15 protein-coding genes are annotated in these 16,122 nt (G+C 60.9%); 1 reads left to right on the top strand and 14 read right to left on the bottom strand.

Going from position 1 to position 16,122, the window contains the following annotated elements; all coding sequences use genetic code 11:
* The first annotated feature begins 52 nt into the window (after positions 1-52).
* Entirely contained in the window at positions 53-946 is an 894-nt protein-coding gene (locus ACZBJS_RS30825; RefSeq protein ID WP_456855676.1) for a 3'-5' exonuclease, read from the top strand.
* A 69-nt stretch (positions 947-1,015) separates the two neighbouring features.
* Here ACZBJS_RS30825 and ACZBJS_RS30820 read toward each other — a convergent pair whose 3' ends face one another.
* From ACZBJS_RS30820 to ACZBJS_RS30755, 14 genes are all read right to left on the bottom strand, one after another.
* Positions 1,016-1,759 carry an invasion associated locus B family protein gene (locus tag ACZBJS_RS30820; RefSeq protein WP_456849113.1) on the bottom strand — a complete coding sequence of 248 codons (744 nt, stop codon included), beginning with the start codon at positions 1,757-1,759 and terminating at the stop codon, positions 1,016-1,018.
* A 59-nt stretch (positions 1,760-1,818) separates the two neighbouring features.
* Positions 1,819-3,087, bottom strand: a complete 1,269-nt coding sequence (locus tag ACZBJS_RS30815) for a YadA-like family protein (protein ID WP_463439673.1) — start codon at positions 3,085-3,087, stop codon at positions 1,819-1,821.
* 618 nt (positions 3,088-3,705) lie between these two features.
* The gene (locus tag ACZBJS_RS30810) at positions 3,706-4,020 is read right to left on the bottom strand and encodes a Clp protease/crotonase-like domain-containing protein (protein WP_463439685.1); all 315 of its coding nucleotides are present in this window, start codon (positions 4,018-4,020) and stop codon (positions 3,706-3,708) included.
* Between the two features lie 355 nt (positions 4,021-4,375).
* Entirely contained in the window at positions 4,376-5,014 is a 639-nt protein-coding gene (locus ACZBJS_RS30805) for an acyl-homoserine-lactone synthase (protein WP_463439672.1), read from the bottom strand.
* 206 nt (positions 5,015-5,220) lie between these two features.
* Positions 5,221-5,949, bottom strand: a complete 729-nt coding sequence (locus ACZBJS_RS30800) for an autoinducer binding domain-containing protein (RefSeq protein WP_316396885.1) — start codon at positions 5,947-5,949, stop codon at positions 5,221-5,223.
* A 281-nt stretch (positions 5,950-6,230) separates the two neighbouring features.
* On the bottom strand, positions 6,231-6,803 hold the full coding sequence (locus ACZBJS_RS30795; protein WP_253639368.1) for a GNAT family N-acetyltransferase: 573 nt from the start codon (positions 6,801-6,803) through the stop codon (positions 6,231-6,233).
* A gap of 222 nt (positions 6,804-7,025) precedes the next feature.
* Entirely contained in the window at positions 7,026-8,192 is a 1,167-nt protein-coding gene (locus ACZBJS_RS30790; protein WP_316396884.1) for an enolase C-terminal domain-like protein, read from the bottom strand.
* Positions 8,193-8,361: 169 nt separating this feature from the next.
* On the bottom strand, positions 8,362-9,684 hold the full coding sequence (locus ACZBJS_RS30785; RefSeq protein WP_463439671.1) for an MFS transporter: 1,323 nt from the start codon (positions 9,682-9,684) through the stop codon (positions 8,362-8,364).
* Positions 9,685-9,792: 108 nt separating this feature from the next.
* The gene (locus ACZBJS_RS30780; protein WP_463439670.1) at positions 9,793-10,074 is read right to left on the bottom strand and encodes a hypothetical protein; all 282 of its coding nucleotides are present in this window, start codon (positions 10,072-10,074) and stop codon (positions 9,793-9,795) included.
* A 165-nt stretch (positions 10,075-10,239) separates the two neighbouring features.
* Positions 10,240-11,622, bottom strand: a complete 1,383-nt coding sequence (locus ACZBJS_RS30775) for an MmgE/PrpD family protein (protein ID WP_463439669.1) — start codon at positions 11,620-11,622, stop codon at positions 10,240-10,242.
* Between the two features lie 55 nt (positions 11,623-11,677).
* Positions 11,678-12,994: an MFS transporter gene (locus ACZBJS_RS30770; RefSeq protein WP_316396881.1), complete on the bottom strand. Its 1,317-nt coding sequence runs from the start codon at positions 12,992-12,994 to the stop codon at positions 11,678-11,680.
* A 22-nt stretch (positions 12,995-13,016) separates the two neighbouring features.
* Positions 13,017-14,417, bottom strand: a complete 1,401-nt coding sequence (locus ACZBJS_RS30765) for a M20 family metallopeptidase (protein WP_463439668.1) — start codon at positions 14,415-14,417, stop codon at positions 13,017-13,019.
* Positions 14,418-14,506: 89 nt separating this feature from the next.
* Complete coding sequence (locus ACZBJS_RS30760) at positions 14,507-15,166, bottom strand: hypothetical protein (RefSeq protein ID WP_316396879.1); 660 nt, start codon at positions 15,164-15,166, stop codon at positions 14,507-14,509.
* A 222-nt stretch (positions 15,167-15,388) separates the two neighbouring features.
* On the bottom strand, positions 15,389-16,021 hold the full coding sequence (locus ACZBJS_RS30755) for an invasion associated locus B family protein (RefSeq protein WP_316396878.1): 633 nt from the start codon (positions 16,019-16,021) through the stop codon (positions 15,389-15,391).
* Positions 16,022-16,122 lie beyond the last annotated feature (101 nt).

Here is a 16,122-nt window from a genome sequence, read left to right as displayed (position 1 = left end):
CGGATAGACTTGCGAGCTACCAAACAAGCTCAATCTTCTCAGACGGCCCAATATGACCGTTCAACCGACTCTTGCCGAGATCGCCGGCATGCTGGAGCAGTCACCCGATTACCGGGTGCTGCGGCGGCTGGTTCCCCGCTCCGAATTTGCTCCAAGCGACGGGCAATCGACCAAGATCGCAATCCTGCTCGATGTCGAAACCACCGGACTAGATACGGCCAAAGACGAGATCATCGAGCTCGGGATGGTCAAGTTCACCTATCTTTCCGACGGAAGGATCGGCCGGGTCATCGATACTTTCAGTTGCTTCAATCAGCCGTCGATCGCAATTCCCATCGAGATCACGGCGCTGACCGGTATCACCGACGAGATGGTCAAGGACCACGGCCTCGATAAGGAGCGCATCAGCGCCTTCGTCTCCGATGCGGTCGTGGTCATCGCCCATAATGCCGGCTTCGACCGCAAGTTCATGGAGCGCTATGCACCCCTGTTCACGCACAAGGCCTGGGCCTGCTCGGTGAGCGAGGTCGAATGGCGCGGCCTTGGCTTCGAGGGATCGCGCCTGTCCTATCTCCTGATGAAAGCCGGGCTGTTTCACGAGGCGCACCGGGCGGTCGACGATTGCCTGGCGCTGCTCGAAATCCTCGCCATGACCCTGCCCCAGCTCGATCGCACCGTGCTCTCCGTGCTGCTCGAGCGAGCCCGCCGTAAGACGATCCGGATCTGGGCTGAGCAGTCGCCGTTCGAGCTCAAGGACGAGCTCAAGCGCCGCGGCTATCGCTGGAGCGACGGCGCCGATGGCCGGCCGCGGTCCTGGTACATTGACGTCGATGAGCCCAATCAGACAGCCGAGATCGAATATCTGCAGAGCACGATCTATCAAAGGGAAATTGAGGTGCGGATCCAGACACTCACCGCATTCGACCGCTTTTCGGCGAGGGCATAGGGCGCTTTCGAGCTCAAAGAAAACGCTCCAGCCCGAACGTTGACCATGTGGGAGTTATCAGGCGAAGCGCTATCGGATGCCCTTCCAGGGGCCGCCGTCGCCTTGGGTGGCAGCAACGGCTTCGGTCGATGTCCGGCGCGCAACGGGCTTCGCTGCTGGAGGGCGTGCCGGGGTGGCAGGAGCCACCGACTGCGAAAGATCCGTCAGTGCCAACATAAGGCCCCGCAAGCTCGCCATTATCGTGATGGGCTTGCCAACTCGCTCGAACACGATCGTGGCGCGGTCCTCACGTCCCAGCAACGAGATCAAAGCGGCGTCCGCAGGAAACGTTGCGGCACATAGCGCCTGGTCGCAGATCAGCGGCTTGACGACGCGCGTGAAGCCGCCAAAGGAGACCGTGACACCGACCTCCACACTGCTGTCGCGTGGCAGCATGATCAGCGCCATCGATCGTCCATCCTTGGTGAGCGCGATACGCCAGTTCAATCGCGCGGCATCACCGTGCGAGATCGTTTCCAGATAACAGATGCGCCGCGCGTTGCGGACCTCATCGCAAACCTGGATCCAATCGAGGAAAGGCCTGATCGTGCGGGTGTAGTCGCCCGCCGCGGCCGATTTTCCTGGCGCGAAGACGCTCGCCCACTCGAATCCAAGCGAAGTTGCCTTTGTCGGCTCGGATACAATGCTGGCAGGGGCCGCTCCAGTCAGGCTCGAAGGCCGGGGTGCAGGGTCGGACGCGATCGCCGCCGACAAGCCGGCCAAGGCCAATGGCAAGAGCCAAGCAGCAACACGAGGCAAGCGTGATCTGGGCATGGCTTGTTTCCGGATTGATGGCGGCGGATTCAAGCGACAATGGCGCTGCGCGGAGGAAGTCAGAATCTGACGCCGATTGAACCGGAGGCTCCAACGTCGCCCGTGTCCGACGTGTAGGACACACTTGCCTTGAGGCGCACCGCATCGCTCGCGCGGTAGGCAAGGCCTCCCGCCAACGAGACCGAGTGCCGGAACGTGCCGACCGCGATTGCTACGGAGCGGTCGCCTTTGGCCTCATCCGAGAAGGCGAGTCCCGCCGCCGCCATCGCTGCCGAACCAGCCGCTCGCGCGCGCCGGTCCACCGCCGCCACCTTTCGATCTGTATACATCCGGTCTTCAATGCCCAGCGCGGCGAGACCATCATTCAGTTGCTTCAGGTTGGTCGCATCGTTCGCCGCAGTACCCGCGGCCACATTGTGCAGCGCTACAGCGCCGGGAGAGCCGCCCTGCAGAGTTACCGAATTCAGGCGATGACCGTCTGCTGCGACGTCATATCGAATGCTGTTCACAGACGCAGCATTCAAGGCAGAGGCGACGTCATGATAGGTGCTCCCGAGGATCGTATACGAGGGCTGCGACACGGTTCCGTCGGAATTGACGTGCGAGCCCCCGCCAAGCCAGGTCGCGACCGAATCGGCCGACCGGTACAGCTGCTGCCCCGTGAGCGCATCAGACGATTGCGCTGAGACGATGCCATTTGTGATGCCCGTCAAGGTCCGACGGCCGTCGCTGCCGGTCAGATCGACGAGCTTGCCACCCGTCTTGGCAGCTATGGTCACGGCCGCTGTTGGGTCCCTCTGCCGGACCAGCCCGACCGCGCCGCTTCCGATGTCGTTGATCATGGAGGAGCTCATCGTGGCAATCTGCTGCTCGATCGCTTCGAGCGCGCCGCCGACATTGGTGGAGGGCATTCCATTCACGAGTGTCGAAAAGTGAGTAACCTGCCCGGTCGTGGGGTCAAAGATGGCCCCTCCTCCGAAGGTCGAAGCTGTCGATCTGCCGAGATTATCATTATTGGACATGACAATGTCCTTCGGGCTTGGAGGTTGGATCACCGGCTGCGGCGTCGACACCGGCTGCGGGGCCGGGATCGATTGTGCAGTCGCGGGTGGGGCCGGCACCGGCACCGGCTTCTGTTCGGCGCAGTCCAGTTCGCCGCCCATCGCCTTCCACTGCTGCCTGAGCTGGTCTGTGCAGCCGCCGGGCGGCCGAAATTTCTGCACTACCGGTGTTACCACGCCGTGTTGGACCTGCGCCATTGCCGCTGCAGAAAGCCAAATAGCCACCCCCGACAGGAACAGGGCGGATCCCAATACCGGTCTCAACATGTCACGATCTCCTTTCGCGTGAAGAATTACAAATGCGGCTGAGCTCGGCGCACATGGCCGCGAAGTCACGTCGCCGAGCGCTCGCGCTCTACAGCGCGGCGCGGCCTTGACCGCTCATGTGATGGGCAGTTCGCCAAGCAGCTCGTGCGCCATAAGCAACTGCGAAACGTTTGGGGTTATCCGTCGAACCGCAGCGCATTTGAACGATCCGGCGATCGACCATTCGGTTTGAGCGTCGCCTCGACGATTGACGCGTGCGCGATTGAGAGAAATCGCAGGATTGAGCGCGGGACACATCGTCCGCGCGCCGCGCGAGATCGCTTCCAAGCTAAGTGAATAGAACTCATCGCCATCCTCACTGAAAAGGGCAAGGAATGCCCTTCGATGGGGATGATTAGAGAGAGCAGAATTTTACTGATTGCAACGAGACGCCGATGTCGGTCGTAGATTGGCGTAGAAAGAGAAGCGATTGGCAGGCCGGTCGATTCAATATCGGCAATACCGCTTTTAGGCCGAGCATTGGCCGTCCGAACTCAAGAGCAAACGTAAGCACCCCTCGAGGACCTCGTATCAGTCATCGTCGGACGCCGCATGCCGTAGGTTTGCTCAAGCTGATAGTTATAGCTCAGCACCAATCTCCTCGGCGCGAGCGAGCGGGTCGACGACGACTTCATGCACGGTCCCGATTTCGTGGGCACACGGTCCCGTCACGGTCAACCTCAGAAGAATCATCTCGACCGCCTCGGCCTCACCAATGATCCCGGGCAAGCGTTTCGTGCCGCTCGCCGCAATGGCTTTGCATCCGGTACGATACGCGGATCGGCCGAGCAAATGCTCGTCGACCACTTTGATGATTTCGCAGCGCTCGGCTTTCAGTGCCGCCGCCATCGCAACGGCCGCGGTGTCGCTGCCGCCCCGACCGAGCGTGGTGATTCCCTGATCGCCGGGTTAACACTCAGCGCGCTCTTTGCGTCGGCCCGGAATCTTAAGGGAATGTCGCTGCTTGCATGCTCGTGGCCGCATTCTGACCGGCGCGGTAGATGCGGCCCTGTCTGTTGGCCAGCATCTCCGCAAACGTCCGCCCACTGAGGTTCGCCTCACCCATGATTCCTCTTCGGGATCCGTCCCTTCCCCTAACCACCTTTCGGGCATTAACGCCCACGGCTAGCAAGATGATAGGCTGAACGCCCGCATGTGCAGCCACACGGATTTCGGCACCGGTTCCGTCGACGGAAAATCGTTACAGCCGAATTAGCTCAGTGGCAGAAATTCGCGGAGCGGCTGCGGGTCACCGCACGCGCCCCAGCCAATCCGGGTCTACCAGAACCGGCCCCTCGACACCAGCGCTCCGACGCATCGCGGCCAGCGCCTCGTCGCAACGATGCAAGAAGCCTGCAAGCGCCATGCTGCTCCCCAGCGGATGCGGAGCCGCGATGCGCTCAAGTGGCCATCCGGCACGCCGCAAGATACGCTCCAGCCTGGTGTCCGTGACGGTTACAATAGCCTCGGCATTCGCGATTTGCAGGTACTCGATCATCGCGGCGAACAGCATGAGGGTCGCACGATTGAGACCGTTCCGCGCAAGCTCGCCCGCCTGATTGGCGTCAATGCAATACCGAGAGCTCTCGAGCACCTTCTCGTTGCGCGGCGCCGGCCGACCACCGAGCAGATCAGGAAACGTGTCTGCGAGCATTGTCGGGCCGGTGGTCGGAAGCAGCCGAACACTTCCCACAACGTTACGCTCTTCCGATATGCACAGCAGATAGACGGGCTTGAGCACATCGTAAATATCGAGCTCAAACTCGCCTGACACGGAGACATTCCAATCAAGGCGATCTTTGAACACACGCCGACGCAACCGGAACATCGCCTTCAGAAGATCGAGATGCTGGCCAAACCGGGAACAACTTAGCGCAATAACGTACATGGGTGACCTCCTGCTTGACGGGAGCGGTCACCAAATCAAAGCGTCGCAGCGGCTTCGCCTGTCGAATTTTGCGGGTCGAGGCCATGGAAATGACGTCGCGGCGAACCGGAGCATGGGTGCAACGGCCAGCAAACATGGGTCCTGACTGCGAACAGGTACATCAATAACCTCGGTCACCACCGAGCGGTGGTAGCCGGCGAGCTCGATCAGGGCAACAGGCCCCGGCGCAGCGCTTCCGCCACGCATTGCGCGATCGATGCTGCGTCAAGTTTGCGGCGCGCGTTTTCGAGATGGAAGACCACGGTGCGCGGCGCCGTCCCGACCAGCAACGCTATGTCGGCGACGGTCTTTCCCCGCGACGCCCATGCGAGACACTGCCGCTCGCGCAGCGTCAAAACCGTCTTGATGAGCGGTGCCTCGGCGCCAACAGTGAGCTTCGCCGTCACGTGGGTATCGAAATAGAGCCCAACGAGCTGAATGACGTCCCGGACTTCCGCAATCAATTGCTCGCTTTGGGCAGCCGATTCGCCGGTTGCGAGCGTAAATGCGGCCATTCGTCCGAAGCCGCCTCTGATCGGCACCGTGACGCCAGAGTTGATGCCAAACGTCATGGCTTCATCGAAGAACCGGCGCTGCTCGGGCGTACCCATTGCCTGCGGGCTCCCGCCTCCCCAGTTAAAGACATCATGCTCGCGGCGCGCCCGCCGCACCACCGGATCCAGATCCTGATAACGAAGATCGAAATACCGCCCGGTCCAGGATTTCGGATAAGAGGAGATCAGCGTCGGTACATTGTCGGTCAAGCGCAGATAGGCGAACCATTCGAAACCCAACCGCTCCGTGATCCGCCTCGCGACACACTCGAAGTCGGCCGCGCCATTGGCCATCTGGATGGCGTCGACGAACTCCTGAAACCAATGCTCTATCCGCCTCATGGTTTGCGGCTCGTATGTGGCGCAGAGTTGACCGCGCAGTGTGGACCCGTACCGACAAGGGCCGCGCGGCCGAGCGCCGTTCCTGCAGGATTGCGTGGGCACCGCCTGCAACCTGCAACGGCGCCGCGCGCGCCAGCTTCGCGGGGCTCGATAAGCGTCCAAAGCCATGGGCCCAAGCCGGCAATACCGCAACCGGCAGAGTTGGACGCCCGCTTCAGCGGAGCTGCATCATGCCCAGTAAAGACAGCAAGCGGTTGCTTCATCCGTCAATCATGGGAGCTTCATAGAAATTGACCGACGGGCAGATCGAGGTCGATGGTCGCATTCGTGAAAATCGACCCTAGACCGCGGGCCTTCGTCGAAAGGAGCCGCATGAGGACAACTTTTTTCAAGGTCGCGCTGGAGAGTGCTTCCTCATCCCGGCTACCAATCAACACGACATCCGGAACGACGGGCCAGGCGCCCGCCCGTTCGTAGAACTGCGCCAATGGTGGATCGCATGTGAAGAGGCCGATATCTGCACTGCTTCGCTCAATACATCGGGTTGCTGCAGCAACGGTGCGCAAACCCAGATGTCGCCCCCGATAGGCGGGGTCTGTCATCACGTGGCTCAAGCCGGTGATGCTGAATGTGTGCACACCATGCCGGATTGTCTTGCTGACCACGGCCGCATAGCTGATGACCCTGCCGTCGTCCGCGCAGATGTAGAACGAGAGTGCATCGAGAGCCGGATCGTGAAGAGGCGCTGGATCTGCGTCCTGCTCCGGTTCCGCGTAGACGCGACACTGCAGCAAGTCAAATTCCTTCCGCAGCGCGCGAGAAGCTCGATTGTAGGCGATCACCTCGACAGCCATCGTCGGATTCGGGGCGAACGTCGCTTGCCCGGCTCCACCGCTTGAGTCAGTTCGACGATCACCTTTGGTCACAGACGCTTGTGGCGCCGATTCGGACGGCTTGTGTGGCACGGTCTTCCTCCTTCCATCTCTCGAGCGGTGGCGTTCCAGGCGTCAGAACGCGCACGTCTCTCCGGACTTCGACTACACGACAGCGATCGCCGGGTTGAGCGACCAACTCTTTTATACGAACACCCGGTTCGCCACGGCGTTCTTCCTGATGAAATCCCAGTCGTAGGACACGCCGAGGCCCGGTCCGGTCGGTACCGGCACGCATCCGTCCTGGCCCACGCAATCGAGCTGATCGCTATAGCCGCAGGTAAAGACCGGAGCGATCACGTTGGGGCATTCCGGTCCGACGAGGGCGAGCTCATAATAGTTGCTGTTGCGCATCGCCGACATCAGGTGGCGGTGTGCTGGGCCACATGCATGTATTTCGACATCGAGGCCAAACGCTTCGCCGAGACGGGCTACGCGCAGCGCCCCCGTGATCCCGTGATCGTACTCCGGATCGACACGCAGAAAGTCCGTCCCTCCCGCAACGATGAAGTCTGCCTTGGGTTCGATACCTCTCACATATTCCGTGAGGAGTAGCGGCGTTGTCAGCATCTCGCGCAACTTCCTATGAACGAAGGCGGATTTCCCGTTGTCCCGGAACGGATCTTCGTACCAGAAGTAGCTGGCTTCATCGCAGGCCCTGCCGACATAGAGCGCGTCAGAGAATGTACGCAACTGGTTGGCCGGATCGAGCATCAGGACCATGTGGTCACCGACCACCTTCGCTACGTGCAGGACGTTCTCAGCCTCCCGGCGTGCATCGCCATCATTCCAGCCGTGGATCTTGTAGGCGCGAAAGCCAAGCGCATAGCACTGTTCGGCGAATGCCGCGTAGGCTTCCTTGCAATCAAGGCCACCTTCCGCATCACCCAGATAGGTCGAGGCATATACCGGAAGGCGGTGACGATAGCCGCCGATGAGTTCGGAGACCGATACACCGTATTTCTTGCCAGCGAGATCCCACAGGCAGATGTCGAGCGGTCCATGTCCCATGCCCGACCATTGCCGTATCTCTCGTTTGAGATCGTCGAACAGCGCTTCCCGTTGCAGCGCGTCGCGGCTGAGCAGAAATGGAGCGAGCATCTCCATCTCGCCCCGCGTGGCAGGGCTGGCACACCAGTTGGTAACATACTCGCCGCGCAGCCCATCCTTCGTCTCGATGGCAATGGCGTTCTTCACGACCTGTAACGTCGCGCCGCGTTTGAAGCCAACGTGCAGACCGAAACCGGTGCGCTGCAGATTGCGGACGTCAAACACGAAGTCGATGATCTCAACCTTGCATATCTTGCTCATATGCCATGATCCTCCTACGGAAATAACGTAAACCGCGCGAATACATCGTCGGCCTCAGATCGGGACTTTCAGTCGGTCAATGGTCAACAGGAGCGCGAAACCTTCCAGCCCCGGAGGTGCGATCAAGAATGTCCGTCCTCTCCGCATGCTACTGCCCCGCTGACACGAGTCAGGCGCTGCCGCGCTCATGGGACCGCGACCGAATGACGAGGATCGATACGACGCTGATGGCACAAGCCGACATCAGATAGACGACCACCCATGTTGGCTTGCCACCGCCCGCATCCACCAGCGCCGAAGCGATGAATGGTGTCGGCCCTGCAATCAGCAGCGCGCTCATTTCGCGCGCCAATGCAATGCCAGAGAAGCGACATCGCGTCGGGAACAGATTTGCGAGAAATGCGCCTTGCGCGCTCGCAAGCCCGCCAAAGCCGATACCGAAAGCGATGCTCAGCGCCAGGGACGCAAGGACCAGGCTCTTCGAATCGAGCATCGCGAACATCGGAAAGGCAAACAACAGGATGAAGATCGCGCCAAAGAGATAGACGCGCGCGTGACCCACCCGGTCAGCCAGCGCGCCCATCGGCGGCGTCAGCACGATGCCCGTCGAAGTCGCAATGATGACGGCGGTCAATGCGTCAGTCCGAGCCATACCGAGAGTATTCGTCATATAGCTCAGGCTGAATGTGTTCAGGATGTAGACGTTCGCATTGTGCCCCGTAAGCGTGAGGAAGCCGCATACGACTTCACGCGGACTGTTGCGAAAGAGCTCAACAATTGGCGCTCGCGCCTCCTCTCGTTGAGCTACGGCCCGCTCCATTGCTTCGACATATTCCGACGTCTCATCAAGTCTTTTGCGAATATAGAGCGCTATGCCGAGCAGCAAAGCCGAGACGAGGAAGGGAATTCGCCACGCCCAGGCGAACAAGACGTCTTCCGGAAGATAGGCGACAAAGAGAAAGAGCAGCGTGGCGAGCATGATGCCAGCGACGGCCGCGGCCTGCAGGTAGGCCGTGAAATATGCCTTCCGAGAGGAAGGGACATATTCAGCCACAAGCGTGACGGCGCCCGCATATTCTGCGCCGGCACCGAACCCCTGGAGAAGGCGGCAGATGATGAGGAGAACGGGTGCGAGAATCCCGACCTGGGCATAGGTCGGCAGCAGGCCCATGGCGACTGTGGACACTCCCATCAGCGAGATCGTGAAAATGAGAGCAGGTTTGCGACCAAAGCGATCACCGAAATGCGAAATCAGAATTCCGCCGAGCGGCCGGCTGAAAAAGCCGACGGCAAATGTCGCAAACGCCGCCAGGATTCCTGCAGAGGTGGAAAACTGCGGAAAGAAAAGCCGGTTTATGACCAAACCCGACGCCGCGCCGTAGAGTGCATAGTCGAACCACTCAATGATCGTACCGATCGTCGCCGCAATGATCGCGCGCTGGATCTTGGCACGTTCGGCGGGTGCATGATCGGCTGCGAGAGAAAAGGTCAAGAACGGCTCCTCCTCGTCTGTCCTGTCGTTATGGCCAGCCTGCGCCCCTGACAGGATGAGCGCCGTGGTTCTTTTGAGCAGAGCAGAGCTGGAACTTTCGTCATGGTGTCAGCCCGGCGGCTTTTCCTCCGACAGAACCGAGTCCTCCCGCACGCGCTCGGCGGCGCCGGCGTTAATTGCCTCGAGGATGGCGAACTGCTGCGCGTACAAACGTTGGCGTCCCGCTCGAGCCGTGACGTATGAAGATGGCCCCACATGCCTCGAAGGCCTTGCGAACCGGTTCATTTGCCGGTGCCTGCCATGCTGCACGTCGAAAAATGCGCTCCTTGGACTGTAGACCCGGTCGAAGAGAACAAGGCGTTCGACCTTTCGCTTGGAAGTCAGCAACATGACATCTCCCTCAATTTCGTGCGTCGTGGATCGTCCACGAGTCAATTCCGCGCACCCAGATCGCCACCCCAAAGACCTGCCGGCCTGTTTCTTTCTGCGCCCGGCGTAAATGGCTGCGCACCGTGGGTCAGCCCCCTATCTGCATTCCTTGCGCTCGAGCCCAAATCAGATCCGCCGGTCCGACCGAAAAGCAAGCAGGTCCATCAACGAGCGAACCTTCGCGACGGTTCGGACTGAACGCAGTTGATCGAACAAAGCCGGCAGTCGATTGCCCGGCAAGACGGGACGACAGCAGTCGGCTATCTTGTCTGCACGCTCCGCATCGGTGAATGGATCCTGGAGTAGTCCCCGCGCATAAGCACGCTCTGTCCGCAACACCCGTCCATCCTTAAGGGTGAGCTTGACGAGATGTGGCAGACGGATGTCCGGATCCTTCGGTTCGTCGTCAAAACGACGCGCCGATATGTGCGTCAGGTCAAGCAGCGCGCGCACCTCCGGCCGCCGAACCGCCTCGTCCGTGAAATCCGATACGCTTACGCGGCCATACAACAGGATCAGCGCGACATTGTAATGCATGGAAAAGCGCGCCTGGAAAGCGTCTTCCGGATTGTCGTATTGCAAGTTGCGGCGATTGCTTGCCCCGATCAAAACCTCAATGCTCCTGACCTCATCTGCATTGAACGGATGCTGGGCCCGAAGATCGAGAATGCAGTCCAGCGTGTTGTGCGCCGATCCGCAACACGCATGTCGCTTCGGCGCGAGGCCGAACTCCTCGATGGCCAGTGGATTGTCGAGAATCCTCAGGGGCATCTCCCATCCCCGCGGATCGGGCCCGCCGTAAAGTGCAAGGAATCCCTGGGGGTGCTCCAGCACGGCCGGATTACCCTGCACCCCGGCGGCGCCGAGCCGGGCAGCCATCACGGCGTGTTGCGCTCCTAGTCCGCATTGAACCGACTTGGCCTGCGTCCCGAATTGCGCCTTGTTGCCGGCCGCCATGCTCGTCGCAAGACTCATCGCATGAAGCGTCGCCTCGCGCGACAGCCCCATAAGGCGCGCACAGGCCCCCGCGGTGCCAATGCAACCGACCGTCGCTGTAGGATGCCAGCCGGCAAAATAATGGGACCGATTGACGCCCCGCCCCAGCGCGGCATGAAGCTCGAGACCGACAATATAAGCGTCAACGAGACTGGCTCCGCTCGCATCGATCTCCTCGGCGACCGCAAGCAGGGCCGGCACCAGAATCGCAGAGGCGTGGGTCAGGCCCGGATAGTAGTTGTCGTCGATTTCGAGCACGTGGGCGGCTGTGCCATTGATCAGGGCGGCCCAGGGCGCGGCCGAACATCGCGATGTCCCGATCACCGTCGATGTGCCGGCGCCGTCCCATCCTAAAAGGCTCCCGATTACGCGTTTGCTAACTGCATCCTGGCTACCTGCAACGATGCACGCGATGGTGTCGGCAATCGCGTGCTCCGCGCGCGAAAGTTCCGTCTCCGTCCAGACTGCATCGCGATCGTGGCACCAGTTCGCGAGTGTCTCCAGCACAGTCATTTGCCAACCTCCGTGATCCGCCGCTGCCAAAGTCTTCGATGGCGCGACCGCTTGCCTACCTGAGCTTGAGAGAGAACGTCACGGCCGCCAGCGCCGCTATGCTGATGGCGGACACGAACACGAGATAGAGGCCGGGCGCGGCGGACGATCCCGTCAAACCAATGAGAGCTGTTGAGATCAGTGGCGCAAAGCCACCAAAAGCCGTCACGCCGACATTGTAGCTGAGGTTGAGCCCGGTCCCACGCGTCGTCACCGGAAAGATGTCGGCCATGATCGAAGGCAGCGGCGCATAATAGACGACCTTGATGATCGCAATTGCGCCGACGATCACCAGCAGCACAGTCACGCTCGGTCGGGCGGCGAGCAGATAGAACAACGGGTAGCTGGCAATGAGATAGAAAGCCGCCGCAACCGTCATCAACCTGATGCGCCCAACGCGGTCTGCGAGATAGCCCGCGATCGGCGTGGCGAAGGTCAGGATGCAACCGGCAAGCAAGGTGGCAACAAAGCCGTCCGATTCCGCAAGCCCGAGCCTGCCGGCCGCATAGGACGGCATATACTTGATGATGAAGGTCGACGCAGTAGAAACGACGATACTGCCGACCGCAATCAACACGAGTGTTTTCTGTGTCCTGAGCAATTCAATGAACGGATTGACTTGCGGACCTTCACGACTTGCGCGGAATTGCTCGAACTCCGGTGTCTCATCCACGGCATGTCGGACGTAAAGCCCGGCCGGCACGATCAGAAGACCGAACAGAAAGGGGATCCGCCAGCCCCAGGCCTGCATCTCGCTGGCCGACAGCGAGACCGTCAGGTAGTAGCCGAACAGCGAGCCAAGGATTGTGCCGAGCCCCTGGCTGGCAAACTGCAGGCTGCCAAACAGCGCGCGCATCCTGCGCGGCGCGTGCTCTGTGAGAAAGGCCGTGGCGCTTCCAAACTCGCCACCAGCGGAGAACCCCTGGATCAGCCGCGCTACGACGACCCCGACCGGCGCCAGAACGCCGACCGCAGCATATGACGGCATCGCTGCCATCATGAGTGTACCGATCGCCATCAAGCTCAGCGACAGCGTCATCGACTTCTTGCGCCCGGCCCGGTCGGCATAGGCTCCGAGGACGACTGCACCGACGGGCCGGATCAGGTAAGTCGCACCGAACGTGCCGAACGCCAGCATGAGCGAGACGTTCGGGTCGCTGGACGGAAAGAACACCCGTCCAATCGTGGCGGCGAACAGGGCATACACGCCGACGTCGAACCACTCGAGCGTGTTGCCGATGAGCGCGGCGACCGGTTCGCGCCATCGAGGCGTCTGCGTGTGGCGCCTGCTCGAGTCCGCAATCGAGGCGGGCCCTTCTGCTTGCGACTGCATGCTTTTCTCCCGACGCAGTGCTCTAGCTGGCACGCTGTCCATCGCCGAGGTCCCAGAAAATGCCAGCCATGACCTGAAGCCCCTCTGCCGCAACCGAGGCCAACAGATGTTCATCGCTCGCGTGCTGGTGACAGCCGGGATGGGAGTGCGGAATCCAGATCGTCGGCAACTCCAGCACATCGACGAAGATGTCATTGGGAAGGGTCCCGCCGAGATTCGGCATCACGGCGATATCCTTGCCGGTCGTGGCCCGCAACGAAGCCTCGGCCCATTTTACCCAGGGCGCGCCTGGATCTCCGCGGGTCGCGGGCGTGCACCGGTGCAACGTGATTTTGACATCCTCGAAACCGTTCCTGTCGAAATGATTGCGCAGCGCTGCCGTTACCTCGCGCCACGGCGTACCCACGACAAAGCGCAGCTGGCATCGGGCGGTTGCGGATGGCGGGATGGCATTGACCGGTTTCTGTGGATCGCCGGCGCTCAACGTGAGCACTTCGAGCGCATTCCAGCCGAGGAGCCGCTCCGCCGCGCTCATTCCCTCTTCGCCCCACCTGGTATCGATAGGCTCGCCAAGGACATCTTCATCGATCCGCAAGCGAATGATCGCCTGACGGATCTGCTCCGGAATCCCCGACGGCTTCAAGCCGTCCAGCTGTATCCGGCCCCGCTGATCCACCATGGTCGCGAGAGCAGCGGCGAGGAGCGTCGCCGGATTCCGCTTCAGACCGCCCCAGTTTCCTGAGTGCAAGCCCGTCTCGCGCAGCGTCACGCTCAAGCTGAACGAGACGCTGCCTCGAGATCCAAGGAAGATCGTCGGTCGATCGTCCGTGAGACGGGGGCCATCGGACGCGATGAACACGTCGGCCGCAAGCGTCCCTTTTTCGGCCCGACAGAGCTCGCGCAATCCCGGAGAGCCGATCTCTTCGCCGGTCTCAAAGAGCCATTTCACATTGCATCCCAGCCGGCCCGCGCGGACATCGAGCACAGACTCCAGGGCCGCCAGATTGATCGAGTGCTGCCCCTTATTGTCCGCCGTCCCCCGCCCGTACCAACGATCACCATCAATCGTCAGACGCCATGGACTGAGACCCGTTCGCCATGCCTCCTCCTTGCCGTGAACCACATCGCCATGGCCATACAGCAGTACTGTCGGCAACAGATCATCCTCGTGTCGTTCTGCGATCAGAAAGGGGGCGCAGGCGTGGAGGGTGTTTTCAACAATTCGGCAGGTGAAGCCCAGCCGTTTCAATGTCGTGGACATTTCCCCGGTCAGATAATCCCGGAGTGCTTCCGCGCCATCGTCAGACTGGCTTTCAGTTCGCAGCCGAACACGACGGTCGATCGCGTCCTGAAGCGCGCCAGACCGAATGGAGTCGACCGCCATATCGACGGCCAGCTTGCGCAACCCCGATGGTGGGAACATCCACCGTCCTCCCGTTATGTTCTGTTCTTCTTTTGCTGACCCGTCACTGACTTTTCCAAAACACTTCGCGCCCGGCCTCATCTTCATCGTCACAGAGTCACACGTCCGACCAAAACGACGGTGCAGGCCGTCTCCCCTGCGGGCACAAGCAAAACCTGAGGCCCATCGGTTGTCGCGATGACGGGGATTTGGCCAAGGTTCGCCTGAACCGTACTCTTGGGGTTCATCTCTCGCGCAAACGCACTGCAGCTGCTGGCAACCGGCGTCACGCGCACGAACTGCCCCTCGCAAGCGCCACCGACCGGCGCAGCAAAGATCACGCCGGCAACGCTCTGGTCCGACGATCGGATGCCGACGAGTGATTGCACGGAATGCGTGTCTGCATTCTCCTTGTTCCACTGAAACAGCGCCGCAAACTCGGACTGTGCAGGGATCACGCCCTGCCCAAGCCCCACATATCCCTTCGCGCAGGTCTTAATTCCGGACCGACTGATATTCTCGTCGAAGGCTGAAGGCTTTGGTGCGCCCTGTGGATCCGAACCCGCCGGCGCAGCCTGAGCAGCTCCCTGCAGGGCAGGCTGAGCCGGCTTTTGTGCAGCAAGCGGAGACTTCGCCAAGGCCGAGCGCGCCTTCGGTCTCTGCATCGCGAGCGGGGTGCTTCCTTGTGCAAGCACCATGGCCACACCACCGGCGAGACTGCAAACAACAACGCCCGCCAACACGGGATAGAAGAATTCGGACCTTGCCATGTCTATGAACGAGCTCCTACCGTGGGATGAGATTGTGTCGGGTGGCGTCCCTGAAGGGCGCCACCATTGGCAGATCCGTCGGATCATCTCGGACATCGTTAGTCATGATGCGGTGGAGAATTGAGCCGCCTCTCATGTCTACGGTCCCATGTTTTGAGAACAGGTGACGCAGGATCGACGATGTGTGCAGACCTTTCCGGACAGTTGGCGCCATTTTTGAACTCATGGATTGACCTCAGCGATCGCGGCCTTGGCCTTGGATTTTGGTGCGGCTCGCGCTGGCCGTGACGGACTTGCCGGGTTTGCGGAGGTCAGGTCGAGCGGACGCTGCGCCGCCGCCATTACCTGCTTAAATCCGTTCATGTCGGCGACAATCGCAGTCGCGTTTCCGGCCAGAGTGAAAGCAAACCCCACGAGCTCGCTGTCGAGCACACCCTGTTGAATGAAGCCGTCAAACGGAATGACCGCTCGACAGGTCGTAACGCAGCTTTCAAAAGGGATGGTGGTGACGAACTTGCCAACCCTGAATGTAAGGCCCGCCATCTGATCGACTGTCTTGGACACATCGATGGCAAGAGCCGGCTTGCCATCATTTGTCAGCCCAATGCGCCACGACAGAGAGACGTCCCCTTCTGTGAGGTTCTGCTCGATTGCACAGACCCGCCTGCGCGTCGAAAGGCGGTTGTCACAGACAAGTGTCCAGGCGCCGAAATAGGAAATGACCCGGACGAGGTCGCCCGCCGCGATACTCTCGTTTGGCTCGGCGACTGTCGCAAGTCGGGTCGTCGCGGCGCCGGAGGTCAAGCTTGTCTGGGCGATCGCCGACGCGCTGACCCATATGGCAGCGACAAGCACGAAACCCAGCCTTGACAACAGGTGGCAAGACTTCGCCAACAAGGGATCTCGCTTAATGTGCCAGCACATGAACAGGCGACCTTCGTGAAAGCAAACTTGAT

The organism is Bradyrhizobium sp. KZN70725, assembly GCF_055264925.1.
Note: the sequence above shows the minus strand (reverse complement) of the source record. Positions and strands in the feature narration are given on the sequence as shown.

Coding starts and splice junctions, on each gene's coding strand:
- ACZBJS_RS30825 (WP_456855676.1), top strand. CDS start 53: ATGACCGTTCAACCGACTCTTGCCGAGATCGCCGGCATGCTGGAGCAG.
- ACZBJS_RS30820 (WP_456849113.1), bottom strand. CDS start 1,759: ATGCCCAGATCACGCTTGCCTCGTGTTGCTGCTTGGCTCTTGCCATTG.
- ACZBJS_RS30815 (WP_463439673.1), bottom strand. CDS start 3,087: ATGTTGAGACCGGTATTGGGATCCGCCCTGTTCCTGTCGGGGGTGGCT.
- ACZBJS_RS30805 (WP_463439672.1), bottom strand. CDS start 5,014: ATGTACGTTATTGCGCTAAGTTGTTCCCGGTTTGGCCAGCATCTCGAT.
- ACZBJS_RS30800 (WP_316396885.1), bottom strand. CDS start 5,949: ATGAGGCGGATAGAGCATTGGTTTCAGGAGTTCGTCGACGCCATCCAG.
- ACZBJS_RS30795 (WP_253639368.1), bottom strand. CDS start 6,803: ATGGCTGTCGAGGTGATCGCCTACAATCGAGCTTCTCGCGCGCTGCGG.
- ACZBJS_RS30790 (WP_316396884.1), bottom strand. CDS start 8,192: ATGAGCAAGATATGCAAGGTTGAGATCATCGACTTCGTGTTTGACGTC.
- ACZBJS_RS30780 (WP_463439670.1), bottom strand. CDS start 10,074: ATGTTGCTGACTTCCAAGCGAAAGGTCGAACGCCTTGTTCTCTTCGAC.
- ACZBJS_RS30775 (WP_463439669.1), bottom strand. CDS start 11,622: ATGACTGTGCTGGAGACACTCGCGAACTGGTGCCACGATCGCGATGCA.
- ACZBJS_RS30770 (WP_316396881.1), bottom strand. CDS start 12,994: ATGCAGTCGCAAGCAGAAGGGCCCGCCTCGATTGCGGACTCGAGCAGG.
- ACZBJS_RS30765 (WP_463439668.1), bottom strand. CDS start 14,417: ATGTTCCCACCATCGGGGTTGCGCAAGCTGGCCGTCGATATGGCGGTC.
- ACZBJS_RS30760 (WP_316396879.1), bottom strand. CDS start 15,166: ATGGCAAGGTCCGAATTCTTCTATCCCGTGTTGGCGGGCGTTGTTGTT.